15 protein-coding genes are annotated in these 15,464 nt (G+C 72.2%); 4 read left to right on the top strand and 11 right to left on the bottom strand.

Features of this window, described 5'->3' with window-relative positions; translation table 11 throughout:
• The first annotated feature begins 63 nt into the window (after window positions 1-63).
• Complete coding sequence (locus tag ACH34Q_RS45385; RefSeq protein WP_395989496.1) at window positions 64-918, top strand: glycosyltransferase family 2 protein; 855 nt, start codon at window positions 64-66, stop codon at window positions 916-918.
• On the opposite strand, the gene ACH34Q_RS45380 is transcribed toward ACH34Q_RS45385, so the two are convergent.
• Complete coding sequence (locus tag ACH34Q_RS45380; protein ID WP_395989469.1) at window positions 911-2,446, bottom strand: Crp/Fnr family transcriptional regulator; 1,536 nt, start codon at window positions 2,444-2,446, stop codon at window positions 911-913. The genes ACH34Q_RS45385 and ACH34Q_RS45380 overlap by 8 nt on opposite strands.
• Before the next feature lie 302 nt (window positions 2,447-2,748).
• Between ACH34Q_RS45380 and ACH34Q_RS45375 the strand changes: the two genes are divergently transcribed.
• Window positions 2,749-3,024 carry a hypothetical protein gene (locus tag ACH34Q_RS45375; protein WP_395989468.1) on the top strand — a complete coding sequence of 92 codons (276 nt, stop codon included), beginning with the start codon at window positions 2,749-2,751 and terminating at the stop codon, window positions 3,022-3,024.
• 64 nt (window positions 3,025-3,088) lie between these two features.
• On the opposite strand, the gene ACH34Q_RS45370 is transcribed toward ACH34Q_RS45375, so the two are convergent.
• The 3 genes from ACH34Q_RS45370 to ACH34Q_RS45360 all read right to left on the bottom strand — a co-directional run bounded on the left by ACH34Q_RS45370 (window position 3,089) and on the right by ACH34Q_RS45360 (window position 5,562).
• Complete coding sequence (locus ACH34Q_RS45370; protein ID WP_395989467.1) at window positions 3,089-3,739, bottom strand: GNAT family N-acetyltransferase; 651 nt, start codon at window positions 3,737-3,739, stop codon at window positions 3,089-3,091.
• A gap of 375 nt (window positions 3,740-4,114) precedes the next feature.
• Complete coding sequence (locus ACH34Q_RS45365; protein ID WP_395989466.1) at window positions 4,115-4,555, bottom strand: DUF6292 family protein; 441 nt, start codon at window positions 4,553-4,555, stop codon at window positions 4,115-4,117.
• Window positions 4,556-4,761: 206 nt separating this feature from the next.
• On the bottom strand, window positions 4,762-5,562 hold the full coding sequence (locus ACH34Q_RS45360) for a GntR family transcriptional regulator (protein WP_395989465.1): 801 nt from the start codon (window positions 5,560-5,562) through the stop codon (window positions 4,762-4,764).
• A 292-nt stretch (window positions 5,563-5,854) separates the two neighbouring features.
• On the opposite strand from ACH34Q_RS45360, the gene ACH34Q_RS45355 reads away from it, so the two are divergent.
• Window positions 5,855-6,040, top strand: a complete 186-nt coding sequence (locus ACH34Q_RS45355; protein ID WP_395989464.1) for a hypothetical protein — start codon at window positions 5,855-5,857, stop codon at window positions 6,038-6,040.
• A 306-nt stretch (window positions 6,041-6,346) separates the two neighbouring features.
• Here the strand turns inward: ACH34Q_RS45355 and ACH34Q_RS45350 are convergent, their stop codons facing one another.
• The 5 genes from ACH34Q_RS45350 to ACH34Q_RS45330 all read right to left on the bottom strand — a co-directional run bounded on the left by ACH34Q_RS45350 (window position 6,347) and on the right by ACH34Q_RS45330 (window position 11,688).
• A complete protein-coding gene (locus tag ACH34Q_RS45350; protein WP_395989463.1) occupies window positions 6,347-8,839 on the bottom strand; it encodes a HelD family protein in 2,493 nt (830 codons plus the stop codon).
• 124 nt (window positions 8,840-8,963) lie between these two features.
• Entirely contained in the window at window positions 8,964-9,704 is a 741-nt protein-coding gene (locus ACH34Q_RS45345) for an SDR family NAD(P)-dependent oxidoreductase (RefSeq protein ID WP_395989462.1), read from the bottom strand.
• Window positions 9,701-10,480 carry an acetoacetate decarboxylase family protein gene (locus ACH34Q_RS45340; RefSeq protein ID WP_395989461.1) on the bottom strand — a complete coding sequence of 260 codons (780 nt, stop codon included), beginning with the start codon at window positions 10,478-10,480 and terminating at the stop codon, window positions 9,701-9,703. The genes ACH34Q_RS45345 and ACH34Q_RS45340 overlap by 4 nt, the downstream gene beginning before the upstream one ends.
• A gap of 63 nt (window positions 10,481-10,543) precedes the next feature.
• Window positions 10,544-11,050 (bottom strand): SRPBCC family protein, encoded by a 507-nt coding sequence (locus ACH34Q_RS45335; protein ID WP_395989460.1) that lies wholly within the window; start codon window positions 11,048-11,050, stop codon window positions 10,544-10,546.
• A gap of 32 nt (window positions 11,051-11,082) precedes the next feature.
• Window positions 11,083-11,688, bottom strand: coding sequence for an HD domain-containing protein (locus ACH34Q_RS45330; protein ID WP_395989459.1), 606 nt, complete (start codon window positions 11,686-11,688; stop codon window positions 11,083-11,085).
• Window positions 11,689-11,880: 192 nt separating this feature from the next.
• Between ACH34Q_RS45330 and ACH34Q_RS45325 the strand changes: the two genes are divergently transcribed.
• A complete protein-coding gene (locus ACH34Q_RS45325; RefSeq protein ID WP_395989458.1) occupies window positions 11,881-13,797 on the top strand; it encodes a PQQ-binding-like beta-propeller repeat protein in 1,917 nt (638 codons plus the stop codon).
• A gap of 52 nt (window positions 13,798-13,849) precedes the next feature.
• Here the strand turns inward: ACH34Q_RS45325 and ACH34Q_RS45320 are convergent, their stop codons facing one another.
• Entirely contained in the window at window positions 13,850-14,962 is a 1,113-nt protein-coding gene (locus tag ACH34Q_RS45320; RefSeq protein ID WP_395989457.1) for a glycosyltransferase family 4 protein, read from the bottom strand.
• A gap of 104 nt (window positions 14,963-15,066) precedes the next feature.
• The coding region (locus tag ACH34Q_RS45315) for a UDP binding domain-containing protein (RefSeq protein ID WP_395989456.1) at window positions 15,067-15,464 on the bottom strand (398 nt) is incomplete at its 5' end.

Genomic DNA, 15,464 nt, shown 5'->3' with positions numbered 1-15,464 from the left:
CCGGAAGAGCAGGGCGACGTTCCCGGCACGCGCGGCGGCCTGCTGTCGGTCGTCGTGCTCACGATGGGCAACCGTCCCGCCGAGCTGGCCCGCGCGATCCGCAGCGCCCTCGATCAGGAGCACGTCGACGTCGAGGTCGTCCTGGTCGGCAACGGCGTCTCAGGCGACTGGACCCCGGGCGAGGACGAGGTCTTCGACGACCACCGCATCGTGATCGTCCGGCTGCCCAAGAACGTCGGCATCCCCGCCGGCCGCAACCGCGGCGTCGAGGCCTCCTCGGGCGAGCTGGTGCTGTTCCTGGACGACGACGGCTGGTACCGCTCCACCCGGCTGGGCGCCCACCTGCGCGACCGCTTCACCGCCGAGCCCGGCCTCGGCGTGGTCTCGTTCCGCGTCCGCGACCCGGAGGGCGGCCGCGGCGAGCGCCGCCACGTACCGCGGCTGCGCGCGGGAGACCCGGAGCGCTCCTCCGACGTCACCACGTTCCTGGGCGGTGCCTGCGCCATGCGGCGCGCCGCGTTCGACGCCGGTGGCGGCCTGCCCGAGGACTTCTTCTACGCCCACGAGGAGACCGACCTCGCCTGGCAGGTCCTCAACGCCGGCTACCGCATCGTGTACGACGCGTCCGCGGTGATGTTCCACCCGGCCGTGCTGCCCACGCGGCACGACATGTTCTACCGCTACAACGCCCGCAACCGGGTCTGGCTGGCCCGCCGCAACCTGCCGTGGACCATCGCCCTGACCTACCTGGCCGTCTGGGTGGGCATGACCGTCCTGCGCGAGCGCAAGCCGAGCGCGCTCAAGCCGTGGTTCAAAGGCTTCGCCGAAGGCTGGCGCAAGCCCGCCGGCCCCCGCCGCCCGATCTCCTGGCGCACCGCCTGGCGCATGACCCGCACCGGCCGCCCCCCGATCATCTAGCCGGGCCCTGACCGTCGGGCCGGTCCTGGTCGTCCGGCCGGGCCTGGCCGTCCGGGGCGGGGAGATGGACCCATGCGGTGAGCCTGGCCTCCTTCACCTTGACGGCGACCTGGATGTAGGAGGCGGGGTCGATCCGCCCGGGCGCGTGCCGGACGACGCTCTCGTACACCGACTCCGAGACGATGAACCCGAGCGGCACCGACGCCCCGGTGAGCCGCCGCCTGAGCGCGGGGGCCTCCATGAGGCGGGCGGCGCGGATGATGGCGTACCCGTTGACGCCGTGCGCGTCGCGGGTCACCGGCCCCACGTCGAGCGCCGCGCGCAACCGGATCCGTACCGCCTTGGCCGCGTCCCGATTGTGGCGTGCCAGCCCCTCGGCCAGCAGCCCGATCAGCGGGTCGACGATCAGCGCCGCCGGGACCGCGGCCGGTGCGATGACCAGTGCCCCGTCGCCCCGGTCCTCCCGGTGGCAGCCCGACCAGGAGATGCCCGCACGCTCGAACGCCTCCTCCATGACCGCGTAGAGGGCCCGCCGGATCTCCTGCCGGTCCGTGTCGGTCCGGTACGGCGCCGAGAACCCGCCCACATCGACGAAGAGCACCGGGCAGTGCTGCCCGGTCAACTCGGGTTCGCCGGGGGGCCTGGTCGAGCGGGTGAGCCGGTCGTAGATCTGCCGCTCCAGCACGGCCACCACGCGCGGATGGTCGTTCAGGAAGGCGTTGAACGCGGCGGCGGAGGCGACCATCGCCCGCATCGGCGTCAGCGCGGTCACGGTGGCCGACCGCTCCCTGATCAGCAGCATGGCCCGCTCGCCCACGATGTCCCCGGGCCCGCGCCGCGCGATCTCCCGGTCGTCGCCGTCGACGCCCGTGGTCACCTGCGCCATCCCCGACCGGATGACGATGACCCGGTCCGCCGGCTGGTCCCGGCAGCAGAGCACGGCCCCCTCGTCGAACGTCACCCGTTCGGCCAGTTCCTCGAAGGCGCCGCGCTCCTCGGGGGTCAGCGCACCCCAGAAAGTGTGGTGCGGGACGACCTCGACGGCCGGCCCGTGCCGCCGCTCCCCGTTCCCTGCGAGGGCGGGGTCGGAAGGGGCGTCGGTGGCCGGCTCCGCGGGCCGCTCGATCGCCGGTGCCGAAGGGGGACGCGCCACGCCTTTACGGGTGGCGCCCTTACGGGTGGCCGGCCGGTCGCGCCGCAGCGGCATGCCGCGCAGGATCGTCGCGAACGGCAGGGTGAACGCCGCCGCCCCGGACTCCATCAGATCGGCGACGTCGTCGGACGACTCGAGCACGTCCAGCCCCCGCCGGGCCAGCCACAGCAGCATGATCGTGTTACCCAGCACGGGGATCGCCATGACCAGCACCAGCACGGTCGCCAGGACGGCGAGCGCCACCACGCCGGCCGTGCCGGCGCCGGCGATCGCGACTCCGGCGATGCTCGCGGCACCCACTCCGCCGGCGAGAGCGGTCCGCAGGGTGCGGGACGGCTCGTCACCTGTCCTGGGGGGCTTCGTTCGGCGGCCCATACGCCGTCCTCCTCGCCTTCCGGTGATCGCGCCGATCGGCGGCGATCACGGTCGTTCGGCCGGGCGCGGGGTGCTGCTCCTTGAGGGTAAGCGAGGATACATACGATGTACATACGATTGATGTATAGGACGCGGACGATTTGGGGACGATAGGCGTGGGTAGTGCCCAGGTGAGTACATCTCATCTAGCCCGGCGTTGACCATCATCTGGCGGCAGCGCATACTGTCCGCATACAGTGGACGGCCGGCGGGCATACGAGGGATAACCGGCGGCGATGGCGCCCCGGTTGAGGGAGGCCGTGATGAGCAAGGGGGAATCGCCCCTGGTCGACCGTTCGCAGGACGGCGCCCGGCACGGTGACGGGCCGGCCGCCAGGGAGCGCATCACCGTCAATCTCACCGGCAAGGGCGCGGCGTCGCTGGCCGAGCTGGTCCGGCTGACCGGCGACTCCAAGACCGACGTGATCAACCGGGCGCTGAGCCTCTACGACTACTTCGAGTCGATCACGGACGGCGGAGGCGCGGTCTTCGTCCGCGAGGGCGATGCCGAGGAGATGGTGCGGGTGCGCTTCCTCTGAGCCCGCGGAGCGTCCCCGAGCCGGTGGTTCGAGACGGGGGTCCGCGGCGGACCGGAGGTATCGGTCATGAGGCGTTCGAGGCGGGCGGCAGCCCCAGGCCCGTCCAGGGCGGGTCGCCGCTCCGCGCGTGCGGCCGCCTGCCGTTCACCGCCGGCGCATCGACCTCGAACGGGAGGGGCCGGCCGGGCCTGTCGGCGTGGACGTTCTTCTGGAACAGCGCGCCCGCCGGGTAGCCGGGGATCCGGGTCGACTGGCGCAGCCAGCGGAAGCCTTGCCTGAAGTAGTAGCGGTGCAGTGCGTAGTTGTCGGCCCACACGTCGATCCTGATCCAGTGCGCGCCCGTCCGGCGTGCCCGCGTCCCTGCCCAGTCCAGCAGGTGCGCCCCGAGACCGTTCCCGGCATGGGTACGGCCGACGACGAGCCGATGGAGGTAGATGGCCGGCTCGGCGCACTCCCCGATCGTCCACAGCGCGTCATCGGGCGTGCGGGTGGCCGTGATCGTGGCGATCGGTGCGGGCCCGTCCCACAGCAGCCAGGTCTCTCCCAGAGCCAGGGACTCGTACACCCGGCGGTCGCGTTCCTCGCGGTTCGGCCAGGGGCGGTTCCACTGGTCGGTGCCCGTGGTGCGCAGCCAGGCGGCCGCGTCTTCGATCAGGGCGAGTACGGATGGCAGATCGCTGGGTGAGGCCGGACGAAGTCGGAAGCTCGCTCCCACTCTCGGTCCTGTTCGCGACGACGAAACAGCAGGTCATGCGCCGCCGCGTCGAGGCGCCATGCCAGTGCTGCCGATTAACAGTAGATAATCACCGTAACGTACAGAATGCCCGGAAGGTGGGGACAGAGTCCTGACGTGATAGCAAAAGGGGCTTATGGGGCTTTTTGGCGTGCGCAATGTCGGCAGGTGCGCACGCCCGGGGCCTCTCCAGGTTGGCCGGATCCGGCCAGATCGTGCTGCCGGGCCGGAGCGTGCCGCGCGGCCTGACGCGGGCCGCCGTGTCCACCTGGTGGGCATGACACGGCGGCGTCTCGTACGATGCTCGGTCGGCCCGTGCTGGATCGGCCCGTGCTCGGTCGACTCGAGTTCAGCCGATCATTCGGCGAAGGTCTCGCGCTCCTGGGTGTCGAACGCGCGGACCTTGACGTCAAAGGACTCCGGATCGTCGGAGTGGTCCCTGAACTTGCGGAAAGATCCGGTGAAACCGCCGGTGACCGCGCGGGCGACCGTCTGCGGTTGCGGCAGCACCTCCTCGCCCAGATAGCGCGCGTCGGCCAGCTGCGTGCGCTCACCCGGGTGCCCGCTCACGAACTCGCCGATCCGCCAGCCGCTCTCCTCGTCCCAGACAAGGCCGTGGACCTTCTCGTCCCGGAGCCGGCAAAGGATGGTGGCGTCCCGCGGCCCGGACGGGTCGAGCCACGACCTTTCCAACTCGACACCCGCTGCGCGCAGGGCCTGAGCGGAGGCCGTGATGTAAGGCCGGAGCAGGTCGAGGGAAGGATCCTCGTGCCTGGGCGGCATGCTGCTGTCGGACATCGGTTCTCCATCTGCTGTGGGGACAGGCGCCCTTCGGTGGGCGCCTTTAGCTGCAAAGACGCAGGACTGGCCAAAAATGACAGTAAGGGACAGGTCAAAAATGACGAGCCGGCCGGTGGCCGGTGCGGCCGGCCCGGTCCGGGCCGGCCGATACCAGAGATCGTGAACGTCGTCGTCCGGGATCCTCCAGTTGTTATCGGTGGCGACTACTTTGACGAGTCGTCGTTGAGCGGGAGGCGTGCTTCGATGACGAATTCATTGCGATCCGTGGGATAGACCGTCACCGTGAAACGGCAGGGCCTGTCTTCGGTGTCATAGGCGGTCCGCTTGTGCTCGTACACCCAGACGCTGCTCTCGGTCGGCAGCCGGAAGAACTCCCGCTCGGTCTCGTCGGGGGGCCGGATCGACAGGACGTCCTTGTACCGGGCCTGGCGGATCTCCAGCTTCTCGGCCAGGTACGCCATCGTCCCCTCGAGGATGTCCTGCCCCTTCATCAGCGCGACGGCGCCCCGTTCGATGAAGCTGAACGGGTAGTACGAGGTCTGCATGGACCACGGGATGTCCTCGTCGGACTCATCGGTCATGTAGCGCCGCTGATGGCGGAGGATGAGGTCGGCGCCCTCCGGGACGTCGAGCAACCTGCTCTGGAGCTCGTCGGCCTGCTCGATCAGCACCTGCGGGGCGGAGGTCCTGGCCACCCGGTCCTGCTTGCCGGCCTCGGCGACCCATGCCTCGCCCTCGCCGCCGCTGAAGCCGGTGTCCTCCTCCGGCGTGAGGGTGATCTGGAAGAGTTCCGGCGGCTTGACGACGAAGTTGCCGCTGCCCTGGCGGGACTCCACCAGCCGGAGCACCTTGAGCCGGTTGATCGCGTCGCGCACCGTGTTGCGGGCGGCGCCGTAGTCGGCCATCAGTTCCTTCTCGGTCCTGATCTGCTGGCCCGGCCTGAGGGCGCCCTCCTTGATCTTCTTCTGCAGGTCGTCGGCGATCTCCTCGTACCGCGCGGCCATGGTCCCCTCCCTGACATCCCGGATCCCCGACATTCCGGGAGCCTGATATCCCAATGGTCTGGACATCCTGACCCGTACCTCTCGGTCTTCCGGGTCGGACCAGTCGACTGATCAGATGTTTAAGGCCGAGACGTGGTGGCTATCACCTAGGTGAGGCAAATGGTTGGGATGACTGGTATGAGATTACCCGATCAGACCAGTCAGCACACTAGTACGAGCCAGCTCAGCCGGGTCGAAATTCACCAGAATTGGGAGCGTCTCGGACGATCTCGCAACGACGTAAGGGGAGGTCTTGGCCATGATCGCAATTGTTGGGGCTTATGCCGCGCTCATCACCTTCGCTCTCTATGTCGGATTCTGTGCGGCCTTCGGCCGGCACAGCCGGCGAGCGGTGCTGGCGTGCCCGCCGGCCGGTACCCGCCTGGAGACGGTGTTCCGCCTGATGGCCGGGCTCTTCGTGCGCCGCTCGGCCCGGTAGAGGAGATCGCCCCGGGCCGGGGCCGGCCCGCCCGGGGCATCGAGAAGAGGGAGCCTCGCGTGAAACCCCCGGTGATCACTCATCTGGATCTGAGCAGGGAAGATCCGACCGAAAGAGCCGATCCGACGATTCTCACGGAGCCCGCGGGGGCGGAGCCGGGGAACGGATCGGCGCGGCAGGAGAAGCGCCACCGGCGGCCGGCCGGGGAGGAGCCGGACCGGGGAGACGGCGGGACGGGACGGTGAGGACCCGCAGCCGGGAGCCGAGGGGACCGCGAGGTGCGCATGCGCCTCGCGGTCCTTCGTTTCAGGTGGTGAGGGTCTTCTCCCAGATGGGGTCGGCGGTGAGGACCGTCAGGTGCTGGGTGGCCCGGGAGACGGCGACGTACAGGACGCGCAGGCCGCGGGGGGACTGGGCGGCGACGGTCTCGGGCGCCACGATCACGGCGGCGTCGAACTCCAGGCCCTTGGCCTCCAGGACGTCCAGGACCTGGACGCGCTCGGGCAGGCCGGCCGCCAGGCGTTCGCGGACGGCCGGGTCGCCGAGCGGGAGGATGAGGCCGATCGTGCCCTCGACCTGGTCGAGCAGGGACTGGACGGTCTCGCGGGCGGCGGCCTCGTGCTCGGCCTGGGGCAGCAGCCGGATGACCGGGGCGATGCCGGACTCGCGGACGGCGCGGGCCGGGTGGGCGCCGGGCAGGGCCAGGGCGAGGACGCGGGTCGCGACGGCGGCGATCTCGGTGGAGTTGCGGTAGTTGGTGGTCAGCTCGTACTCGTACCGGGTACGGCGCGGGGCGGGCTTGCGGCGGCGGCGCCTGGAGCGGCCCTCGGAGGGGGGCTCCTTGGCGCCCAGGGCGATGTCCATGGCCTCGCGGGCGGCGTCGAGGTCCTCCCAGGCGCTCTGGGCGGGGTCCTCGACGATCGTCCAGCTGGCCTGGCGGCCCCGGCGGGCGAGCATCCGCCACTGCATGGGGGACAGGTCCTGGGCCTCGTCCACGACGATGTGGGCGTACTCGGGACGCTCCTCGGCGGCGCCGTCGTCGACCCGGCGCGAGCGTTCCAGCCGTTCCATGGACGTGGTGAGCTCCTGCATCTCGGGCTCCCACGCATCGTCGGCGACCTCCTCGCCGGTGATGATGTTGACGCCGTCCACGACGAACGGGTCGTCCTCGGCGGCGGGCCGGCGGCGGCGGGACGGGCGGGGCGGGAAGCCGAGCATCGCGTCGATCTCGTCCAGCAGGGCGACGTCCTGGTAGCTGAGCGGCTGCTCGCCCGACCACGTACCGGCCAGCAGCCGTACGGCGGCGGGGGTGAGGTCGCGGCCGGCGGCGCGGCGCAGGCGCTCGGGGTCGCCGAGGGCGCGCAGCACGTCGATCGGGCGCCGGACCGGCCACCAGGCGACCAGGAAGTCGGTGAACGCCCGCTGCTCGCGGACCCGGGCGAGGAACTCGGTGCGCATCGTGTCGCCGCTGCCGTTGGCGGAGCCGGCCGCGTTCGGTACGGGGCCGTCCTCCTGGTCGAGGGCCTCCAGGCCGTCGGCGGCGAGCAGGGCGTTCCAGACGCTGAGGTCGCCCTCGGCCGCGGACGCCGCCGCCTCGGGCCCGCCGAGATCGCGGAACGTGTCCCAGAGGCCGTCCAGGAGGGACTCGGCGGCGCGGCCCCGGGCGGTGTTGACGCTGCCGCGGCTGCGCCGGTGGACGTCGTTGCGGATCCGGTCGAGCCGGTTGCGGTCGAGCTTGACGACGACGCCCTTGAAGACGACGCGCAGCTCGCCGGGCGCGCCGGGGGCCTGGTCGGTGACCGCGCGGCGCAGCACCTGGACCATCTCGCCCGCGCCCTTGAGGCGGGCCGCCTCGGGGGAGTCGTGGACGGTCCCCGACACGTCGTCGACCAGGTCGCCCAGCGAACGCAGCGTCGCCGAGCCTTCGCCGAGTGAGGGCAGGACGCGCTCGATGTAGGCGGTGAAGCGGCGGTTGGGCCCGACCACCAGGACCCCGCGCGACCCGAACCGGCGGCGGTGCCGGAACAGCAGGTAGGCGACCCGGTGCAGCGCCACCGCGGTCTTGCCGGTGCCGGGGGCGCCGCGTACGAGGACGGTGCCGTCGGCCGGTGCCCGGATCACCTCGTCCTGCTCGCGCTGGATCGTGGCGACGATGTCGCGCATCGCCCCTTCGCGGGCGCGGGCGAGGGAGGCGATGAACGCGCCGTCGCCGACCACCGTGAGATCGTCGGCGGCGGACGGGGCGAGCAGGTCGTCCTCCAGGTCGACGACCGTGTGCGCGCGCGAGTGCAGGACGCGGCGCCGGATCACGCCGCGCGGGTCCTCGGGGGTGGCCTGGTAGAAGTCCTCGGCGGCCGGGGCGCGCCAGTCGATGACGAGCGAGTCGTGGTCGGGGGTACGGACGCCGATCCGGCCGATGTAACGGATCTCACCTGCGCCCGTGCTGTCAGAGCCCGTGTTGTCAGAGCCGGTGTCGGTGGGACCGTCGCCGTTGGGCTCGGCAGGCTCGGCGAGTTCCGTACGGCGGGACGGGTCCAGGTCGAGGCGGCCGAAGACGAGGCCGTCGTCGGCGATGTCCAGGGCCTTGGCGCGCGCGGCGGCCTGGTGCACCATCGCGTCCCGGTCCACCAGCGAGGCCTTGGTACCGGCCAGCGACTGCCGGAAGCCTTCGCGGATCATGGCCTGGGCGTCGGCGCGCATCTCCTCGAGCCGGGCGTACGCCATGTCGACATAGCCCTGCTCGATGGCGATCTCGCGGTCCTTGACCGTCGCCGGCCGACCCTTCACCTGGGACGACATGCAGGCTGCTCCCTCACCGTCCGGGGCCCCGGGAAGGGGCGAAACAGACAGCTTATTCGGTCGCCGCCCACTACCCCGAAATCCCGCGTCCGACGCTCCCGGCGGACCGGGACGGGCGTCCGGATCAGGCCCGGGTGAGCGCGCGGCGCAGCAGGCCCGGCGCGTACCGCCCGGTCAGGACCGTCGCGCGGGTGATCGCGTCCGGGAAGACGTACAGCTCGTCACGGGCCAGCGACCGGTCGATCGCGTCCAGGACCCGCCGGACGGGCATCGCCTTCATGCCGGCGGCGGTACCGGACGGGTCGGCCGCCGACGCGGCACGGTACGCCGGGGTGTCGACCTGGCGCGGGCACACGACCTTGAACCGCACGCCGCTGCCGGCGTGCTCCTGCCGCAGCGTCTCGGCGTAGGCGTTGATCGCCGCCTTGGCCGCGCGGTAGGCCGAGGTCTTGGCCACCGGGACGAACGCGTTGAGTGAGGAGAACAGGATCAGCTCGCCGCCGCGGCGTTCCAGCATGCCGGGCAGGGTGGCGCGGACGACGTTCACCGTGCCCAGGTAGTTGACCCGGGTCACGCGCTCGACGTCGTCCAGGGGCTGCTCCAGCGCGGGGGCCAGCGGGCTGATCGCGGCGGCGTGCACGACCCGGTGCACGGCGCCGGTCTCGGCCACCAGCGCCTCGACGGCCCTGGCGTCGGACACGTCGCAGAGACGGGTGTGCATGTTGGGGGAGCGCAGCGCCGTACGGGCGAGCCCGTCCTCGTCCACGTCCACGGCCACGACGTCCCAGCCGGCCGCGGCGAACCGCTGCGCCGCCAGCGCGCCGAGGCCGCTCGCGGCCCCCGTGACCAGTGCGGTCTTCCTCAACCCCGGACCTCCTCGGCACTCGCGAAGCTCATCGTCAGATGCTCGACCGTGGCCGCGCTGAGCGCGCGGGCGCGGCCCAGCCCGATCTCGCGCAGTTCCTCGGCGACGGGATGGTCGCCGAGCCTGACCCGAGCGCCGCCCAGCCGCATCCGCACTCCGGACGCGTCCAGCGTCCACGGCGTGCGCCGGGTCGTCCCGTCCAGGCAGGAGTAGGCGGTGACCTCGGGCGCGGCGCCGGAACCGGACGGCATGGGCAGGCCGGGCCGTACGGCCAGCTCGATCGCGGTACGGCCGCCGAACTGCACGGCGCACCGCTTGATCCGTCCGGACAGGTCCATCGGGATGTCGGCGATCTCCTTGGGGAAGCCCCAGATCGACCGGCCGGCCTCCAGCGTGAACTCCTGGTTGACCGGGAGCCAGTGGATGAACGCGCCGACGCTGCCGAGGCCGCGCAGGCCCATCAGGTTCCGGACGCCGCGCGGCTCCGGCCGCGGGTCCGTGCCGGGCGGATGGACGAGGAAGGCGACGGCGAACTCGTGGTACGGGCCCAGGTCGCCGTCGGCGTAGCGGATGAACGCCAGCGAGCAGATCGCCCGGCCGGGCAGCGGCTCGGCCACCTCCAGCCCGGAGTAGGCGATCACGGCCTGGGCCGGGGCGGCCGGGACGGCGAACATCGCCGAGGCGACGGCGGCGTCCCGGATCCGTACGGGCAGCGCCACCCGCTCGCCCTGGATCAGATGTACGGGAGTCCTGTCCGCAGGGGTCTGGATCGTCACCCAGCTAAGTAGAACAGGTTCTACTTCCTAGGTCCACCGCCGGTCGGCCGGGTCCACCGCCGGTCAGCCGTGCTCCCGCTCGATCGAGGTCTTGATCCGCTCCAGCGTCGCGCGCATGCCGGTCCGGTTCAGGGCGGCGCGCCGGTCGGCCGGGACACCGGTGAAGAGCTTGCCCAGCAGCGAGACGAACCCGGCCCCGCGCGCGTCGCGGCGCAGGTCCTGCCAGTACTCGGTGAGCCGGGTGGAGCCGCCGCCGATGTCCTCCAGCCGGTAGCCCCAGAGCGCGACCGGAATGCCGAAGCTCGACACCCGGAACGCGAAGTTCTCGCCGGGCACGGCCGCGGTGACGCGGGCATCGGTGAACCACACCCGGGGACCGATCCGGTTGAAGCCCGTGAAGCCGGTGCCCTGCTTGATCTCGCGGCCTCGCACCCATACGGCGAACAACTCCGGGCTCCACCCGGGCATCCGGCGCAGGTCGGCCACCGCCGCGTACACGACCTCGGGAGCGGCGCCCACGACGACGCTCTCCTCGGCGACCCATTCACGTTCCATGCCTGTCTTCTCCACGCCTGGATTGTGCACCTTCCCGCGTGCGGTTCTCAGCGCAGGTGGGCGAAACGCTCGGACCAGCCCGCGTACCAGGACGCGAACCACGGGTGGCCCTCTGTCATGGGGACGATGTAGGTGAGCGTCTCGGCGTAGTAGCGGCGCTGGAAGTCCGGCGGCATCTGGTCGAGCCGCTGGACGTTGCTCACCCGGTCGGCGAGCTTGACGATGATCGCCTCGGGCGGGGCGTCGCGCAGCCGCCGCAGGTACGCGGACTTGGCCGCGCGCTTGGCCTGCCTCCCCTGCCCGGATGTCGGCGGCTTGGTGACCCAGTCGACCAGCTCGGCCACAAGTGGCCCGAACGCGGCCTCCACGTCGTTCACGGTGGCGTCGGTGTCCTCGACCACGTCGTGCAGGAGCACGGCGGACAGGACTTCGGTACGGGTCTCGCCCGCGCCCCGTACGAGCACCTCCAGGGCCTCCAGGAGATGTTCCACATATGGGACACCGGTGGGCCGCGTCTGGTCGCCGTGCCAGCGCTGGGCGGCGCCGGCGGCCTTCTCCAGCGCGGGTACGTCGAGCGTTCCGGAGACGGCGGGATCGCCTTCCAGTTCGGCGCGCGCCTCGTCCCAGGTCCGCCAGCTGATGAAGGTCTCCACGGGGCTCCGTTCTCGCCGGCCGTGTCGCGCGGGCGCCCCGGCACAAGGCATGGTGGGAGGCGCTCTCGCGGCACGGTGGTCCTCGGTCCACGGTAATGCTCGGCCAGGACGCGCGACACAGGGCGGGCGACACACGATGTAGGTGCGGACGACGAGGTAGCTGCGGACGACGAGGAGGGAGGCGGCGCGGTTGTGAACGGCGGTCGGGAGCGTTCCCCATGGAACGGCCCGCGAGCGGTCGGCCCGGGGCTGCTCGCGTTCGCGCTGGTCGCCGCGCTGCTGGCCACCGGCGGCCTGATCGTGGACCGGTTCGTGCTGGAGGCCGAGTGGTGGCAGGTCCGGCACACCGTCACCGCCGAGCCCGTCGCGCCGCAGGCCGGGCTGGGCCCGCCGGCCGGGCCTCTGGCGGTGAGCTGGCAGCGGACCGCGCAGGTCCGGCGCGGCCCCCTCGCCGGGTACGGCACCGTCGCCTATGACGTCGCGCAAGGCCAGGTGGTGACGGCCTCGGGCCGGGGCCTGGAGGTACGGGACGCGCGCAGCGGCGCGGAACGCTGGAGCTACCGCCGTACCGGCTGGACCATGCTGGGCTGGTCGTCCACCGGTTCCCGGCTGATCGGGTACTTCGAGCGCGACGGGCACCGCGGCGAGCGGCAGATGGTGGGGTTCGACGCGCTGTCGGGCGGGGTGATGTGGCGCCGTACCGGTGACCGTCCGGCCGCGACGCCCCGGACGACGCTGCGCTGGCCCGCCGGATCCGGCGTGGTGCTCACCACCGACCAGGACCGCCGCATCCTGCGCGGCCGGTCGGCCGACGACGGCAAGAAGCTGTGGACGAGGCGGCTGCCGGGCGGCTGCCGCCTGTTCGAGGACGCCTCGCACCCGTCCGGCGGCACGGAGAAGCTGGCGGGACTGGCGCTCGACTGCGCGGGCAACACCCGGCTGCTGGCGATCGAGCCCGCCAAGGGCAAGGTCCGCTGGGTCCGCTCGCTCGGCTCCACGGAGTCGCCCGAGGTGCGCATGCTCGACGGGGTGATGCTGGCCTTCGACGGTACGGCGCTGCGCGCCTACGACGGCGAGGGCACCCAGTTCGCGGTCTGGAACGGCGACGAGGTCTGCGTCGACGCCATGTGCCCGGCGGTCGTCGTCGACGGGCACCTCATCATCGTGCAGCGCCCGGACGAGGCGGAGCGGGGCGCCAGCCGGATGGAGTCGGTGGAGGTGTCCTCGGGCCGTACGGACTGGAGCCGCGACGTCCCCGGCTACGTGGCCCTCACCACGGCCGCGGGCCGGGTCTACGGGCTGCGGCCCAAGCTCGACAAGCGGCTGCTGCCCGCCGGAGTGGACATCGTCGAGCCCGGTGACGGCCGCACCACGACCGTTCCGGCGCCGTTCGCGATGGACCCCGTCCTGGGCGGGCCACGCCCGTGGCTGGCGGCGGCGGGCGGGCTGCTGTACGTCGCCGTACCGGAGGCGGCGCCCCGGCCGAGCGGATCGGCCCGCCTCCTCGCGCTGCGCGGCGGCGCCGACGGGCTCGGCCCGGCCGAGCTGGGCGGGGTCGCGGAGGCCGACTGGCCGGACGCGTGCGGGCTGCTGGAGGACACCGATCTCGCGGACGCCCATCTGACCGGGAAGTACGTCACCGAGCCTGGACGGGCCACGCCGGGCGGCGTCGGGCTGCCGCGCCCGGTCAGCTGCACGTACGAGCTGAAGGAGCCGCCCACTCCCGCGAAGGCCCCGGAGTCGCCGCGTCCCTCGAAGAGTCCCTCGGAGAAGCCCTCGGAAGAGCCCTCGCCGAGCCCCTCGGCGACCCCGAGCAAGGAGGGGAACGGCTGGGGCGCGCGCGGCTTCACCGTGACGGTGAAATGGGTCGCACCGGCCGCCCCCAACGCCTCGGCCATGCTCCAGACGTTGCAGTCGACCCAGTCCAAGGCGCGGCGGCGTACCGACGTCGGCGGCGACGAGGCGTACGAGATCGGCCCGGCCGCGGGCATGATCGCCCTCCGGGTGGACCGCTACATCGTGATGATCGACGCCTCCCGGCCGCCCGGCGCGGCGGCCCGCCTGTCCCGCGCCGTCGCCAAGCACCTCCCGCAGCCCGCTAGACGTTGACTCGTGGCGTGTTCGCCCCGTCCGCGGCTTGGACAGGCGAACACGCCACGAGTCAACCGGGTAGGGCGGGGGCGGCCGCGCGGTGGCCGGCCCAGATCTCCAGCTGGGTGACGAAGGGCTCGGCGTGCACGGGCCAGTGGTACTGCTCGCGGGCCGTCTCGTACCCGCGCTTGCCGAGGTCGGTGCGCAGCTCGGCGTCGGCGCGCAGCTTGCGGACGGCGTCCGCGGCGGCGGCCGGGTCCCGGAACGGGACGACCAGGCCGGAGCCCGCCGGTTCCACGATCGCGACGGCGGGCGGGTTCGGTGTGGTGATCACCGGGACGCCGTGCGCCATGTACTCCACGATCTTGGTCGGCATCGAGTGCCGGTAGTTGGGCTCGTCGTGCAGCAGCGCCAGCCCGGCCATCGCGCCCTCGGCGATCCGCAGCGCCCGGTCGTTGGGCACGAATCCGTACCAGCGCAGGATCCCGTCGCGCTGCGCCTGCCGCAGCTGCGGCCTGATCTGCGGGTCGGCGGCGCCGATCAGCTCCACCATGACGCCCTCGGGCGCCAGCAGCCGGGCCGTCTCGATCATGTCGAGGGCGCCCCTGGCCTCGGACAGGTGCCCGACATAGACGATCCGGCGGTCGTCCGGCGGGGCCGGCGGCAGGTCGGCGACGAAGGTGGTGTTCGGGACGACCGGGTGCTCGTCGCGGAACCGCTCGCGGTAGCCGTCCTCGGCCAGCAGCAGCCGGTGCCGCCGCTCGCCGACGGTCTCCAGGCGGCGGACGAACGGGCGCAGCAGCGGCCGTACGGGACGCGGCACCCAGCCCTTGCCGACCAGGGCCGCCGAGGTGTCCTCGTGCACGTCCCAGACGACGGTACGGCGCCGTACCGAGCGCGGTAGCGAGACCAGCAGCTCGGGATCGTGCAGCAGCACCACGTCGGCGTAGGCGGAGTGCTCCTCCAGCGCCCGGTGCGCGGCGCGCAGCGCCCGCAGCCGCTTGCGGCCGGACGCCCGCGGCACATCGACCGGGCTGATCTCGCGCCAGGGCGTCACATTGCAGGCCCGGAATGGCGCGATATAGGTCACCTCATGCCCCGCGTCGAGCAAAGCCCGGATCTGCCGATGCAAAATCCGGGCATCCTCGGGATGATGCACGATCGTGCAGACGCAGACCCGCATTCCACTCACTCCGGAAGGACGATGATCTTTCACTGCGGATGAATTCCGCCCGACCGGGCGGTGGACGCCGCCGGTCGGCTCGGCCCGCGGCGCGAATGCGGCGGTCACAGCAGCTCGACGGTCTCGCCGCGCGAATCGCGGGTGCGGCCCCGGGTGTCGAACAGCAGCCGCGAATGCCGGGTCAGCGTCCCGGCGTCGTACGCGGCGTGCTCGGCCAGCACGATCACCAGGTCCGCGGACTCCAGCGCGGCCACCAGGTCCGGGCCGGCCGACGGCACCTCGTTCCCGTCGACCTCCCACGTCTTGACGTGCGGGTCGTGGTAGGTGAGGTGGGCGCCGAGGCGGGTGAGGCGGCGGGCGATGGGGCGGGCGGGGGTTTCGCGTTGGTCGGCGATGTCGGCTTTGTAGGTGACGCCGAGGAGGAGGATGTGGGCGTTTTTGAGGGCTTGGCCGTGGGTGTTGAGGAGTTGCTGGGCGCGTTCGACGATGTAGCGGGGCATGC

It is taken from the genome of Actinomadura sp. 9N407 (assembly GCF_044326315.1).
In the GTDB taxonomy this organism is placed as follows: domain Bacteria; phylum Actinomycetota; class Actinomycetes; order Streptosporangiales; family Streptosporangiaceae; genus Spirillospora.
The sequence above is the reverse complement of the archived record's forward strand: the minus strand, read 5'-3'. Positions and strand labels throughout refer to the sequence as shown.

Excerpts from the sequence above, each read along its gene's own strand:
- ACH34Q_RS45385 (WP_395989496.1), top strand. The coding sequence starts at position 64 with ATGGGCAACCGTCCCGCCGAGCTGGCCCGCGCGATCCGCAGCGCCCTC.
- ACH34Q_RS45380 (WP_395989469.1), bottom strand. The coding sequence starts at position 2,446 with ATGGGCCGCCGAACGAAGCCCCCCAGGACAGGTGACGAGCCGTCCCGC.
- ACH34Q_RS45375 (WP_395989468.1), top strand. The coding sequence starts at position 2,749 with ATGAGCAAGGGGGAATCGCCCCTGGTCGACCGTTCGCAGGACGGCGCC.
- ACH34Q_RS45365 (WP_395989466.1), bottom strand. The coding sequence starts at position 4,555 with ATGTCCGACAGCAGCATGCCGCCCAGGCACGAGGATCCTTCCCTCGAC.
- ACH34Q_RS45360 (WP_395989465.1), bottom strand. The coding sequence starts at position 5,562 with ATGGCCGCGCGGTACGAGGAGATCGCCGACGACCTGCAGAAGAAGATC.
- ACH34Q_RS45350 (WP_395989463.1), bottom strand. The coding sequence starts at position 8,839 with ATGTCGTCCCAGGTGAAGGGTCGGCCGGCGACGGTCAAGGACCGCGAG.
- ACH34Q_RS45320 (WP_395989457.1), bottom strand. The coding sequence starts at position 14,962 with ATGCGGGTCTGCGTCTGCACGATCGTGCATCATCCCGAGGATGCCCGG.